Annotated in this window: 4 protein-coding genes; all 4 read right to left on the bottom strand. The window is 70.3% G+C overall.

Annotation, left to right across the window (positions count from 1 at the left end):
* Positions 1-793: TolC family protein (locus G3N99_RS39610; protein WP_346778522.1), on the bottom strand; the 793-nt coding region annotated here is incomplete at its 3' end.
* Positions 772-1,686, bottom strand: coding sequence for an HlyD family secretion protein (locus tag G3N99_RS39605; protein WP_206125118.1), 915 nt, complete (start codon positions 1,684-1,686; stop codon positions 772-774). The genes G3N99_RS39610 and G3N99_RS39605, both read right to left, overlap by 22 nt.
* Positions 1,687-1,710: 24 nt before the next feature.
* Positions 1,711-1,905: a DUF1656 domain-containing protein gene (locus G3N99_RS39600; RefSeq protein WP_011349545.1), complete on the bottom strand. Its 195-nt coding sequence runs from the start codon at positions 1,903-1,905 to the stop codon at positions 1,711-1,713.
* Positions 1,895-2,082 (bottom strand): hypothetical protein (locus tag G3N99_RS39595; protein ID WP_206125117.1); only part of this gene is annotated, 188 nt, incomplete at its 5' end. The genes G3N99_RS39595 and G3N99_RS39600, both read right to left, overlap by 11 nt.

Genomic DNA, 2,082 nt, shown 5'->3' with positions numbered 1-2,082 from the left:
GCGCGACGTCCTGATGCAGCGGCGGCAACGTCGCCTGCGCGAGCTGCAGCTCGGCACGCGCCTGCGCAACCGCGAACGACGTGCCGAGGCCGCGCCGGTTCGATTGCTCGGTCAGCCGCCGCGTGGCGTCGAGGCTCGCGACGTTGTCCGTCGCGATCCGCAGCCGCTCCTGGGTCGCGCGCAGTTCCGCGTAATCCGACGCGAGCTCGGCCAGCAGGCTCACGAGGATCGCGTGGCGATCGTCGTCGAGCGCATCGAGCTGCGCATCGGCCGATTCGACCGCGCGTCGCGTACCGCCGAACAGGTCGAGTTCCCACGACGCATCGAAGCCGAGCCGGTAGGTGCGCGACTGGCCGATGCCGGGCGGCCATTCGAGCGCCCGCGATGAACGGATTGCATCGGCGTTCCCGCCGGCTGTCACGGTCGGGCCGAGGCGGCTCGCGATCTGGTCGCGTTCGGCGCGCGCCTGCAGCAGCCGCTGGCGCGCGATCGCGAGATCCTGGTTGTGCGCGATCGCCTGGTCGACCAGCGCATCGAGCTGCGCGTCGCCGAACGTGCGCCACCAGTTCTGCAACTGCACGGGATCGGTGGCCACCGTGTCGCGCGGCGCGCTCCAGCCGGGCGGATGCGCGGGCTGCGGCGCCACGTAATCGGGGCCCACCGTCGTACAAGCGGCCAGCGCGCACGTGCAGGCTGCGATGAAGGCGCGTGCGTAGCGTGGCGTGCGCAGCGGAGGGAGCGGACATCGCATCGTCACCATCGTCACCATCTTCACATCCACGCGTGCAGCCACGACGCGAGCCGGCCGCGCGGCGTGCGCTCGTGTCCATGTTCGCCGACTTCGACGCTGCACGTCATGCCTGCCGCCAGCAGCACGCCGGCCGGCACGCGGTCGATTTCGATGCGCACCGGAATGCGCTGCGCGAGCCGCACCCAGCTGAAGGTCGGGTTGACGGCCGGCAGGCCGAGTTCGTCGAGCGTGCCGTTCTCGTCCGCGATGCCGCGGCCGATGCTCGTCACGTGCCCGCTCAGCAGCGAATCGAAGCCCATCAGCCGGATCGTTGCGGGCGCACCCGTCGCGATGCGGCGCAGCTTCGTTTCCTCGAAATAGCCGGTGATCCAGAAGCTGTGCGCGTCGAGCACCGAGATCCCGGGCTTGCCTTCGACCGCGTAGTCGCCGTGACGCAGGCGCAGCTGCGTCACGTAGCCGTCGACCGGCGAGCGCAGCGTCGTGCGTTCGAGGTCGAGCTTTGCGACGTCGAGCGCGGCCAGCGCCTTGCGATGCTCGGCCTGCGCGATCGACACGGCGCGGCTCGAACGCTGGATGTCCTCGCGCGGCACGAGATCGTCGAGGCCGGTGCGCCGCTGCGCTTCGTCGCGCTTCTGGCGCATCGACTCGGCGGTCGCGGCGACCTGCGCTTCCGCCTGTTCCACCGCCAGCGCGAAGCGCTGCGGGTCGATCCGGTACAGCACGTCGCCTTTCGCGACGCGCTGGTTGTCGACCACCGCGACTTCGACGACGGTGCCCGACACTTCGGGCGCGATCCGCACGACGTGCGCGCTGACGCGCGCGTCGCGCGTCCACGGCGCGAGGACGTACGCATGCCAGAGTGCGGCGACCAGCACGATCGCGACGGCCACCGTGGCGAGCGTCAGCAGGGAGCGGGTGAGGGGTTTGAGCGACATGACGCGATACGTTCCGACGAGAGGCTAGAAGTAGAGGATCAGCGTGGCGACCAGCACGAGCGAAATCGCGAACTCGAACAGCGCCGGATGCCACACGCGGCGCAGCACGCCGAGCCGCGCGAGCAGCGCGCGCACAGCCATGTAGATCGGCACCGTTGCGCACGCATAGACGAAAAACGGCGGCAGGTAGATGCCGGCCAGCGGGAATTCACTGAGCATCGCGGGCGCGCTCCGGAACGGCGGTGAAATAGGCGGCGTACGTATGCAGCAGCACATGGACGTCGGCGAACGCGGCCATCAGCCACTTCAGTTCGGTATTGCCCGGCTGGGCGGCGGCGAGGCCGGCGAGGGCGTGCGCGGCGCGCCGCGCATGCCGGAGAGCGGAAGAGCACACGT

Origin of the sequence: Burkholderia sp. Ac-20392, from assembly GCF_017104585.1 — a bacterium.
Lineage (GTDB): Bacteria > Pseudomonadota > Gammaproteobacteria > Burkholderiales > Burkholderiaceae > Burkholderia > Burkholderia lata.
This window is presented reverse-complemented; position numbering and strand designations above follow the sequence as displayed.

Coding starts and splice junctions, on each gene's coding strand:
- G3N99_RS39600 (WP_011349545.1), bottom strand. CDS start 1,905: ATGCTCAGTGAATTCCCGCTGGCCGGCATCTACCTGCCGCCGTTTTTC.
- G3N99_RS39605 (WP_206125118.1), bottom strand. CDS start 1,686: ATGTCGCTCAAACCCCTCACCCGCTCCCTGCTGACGCTCGCCACGGTG.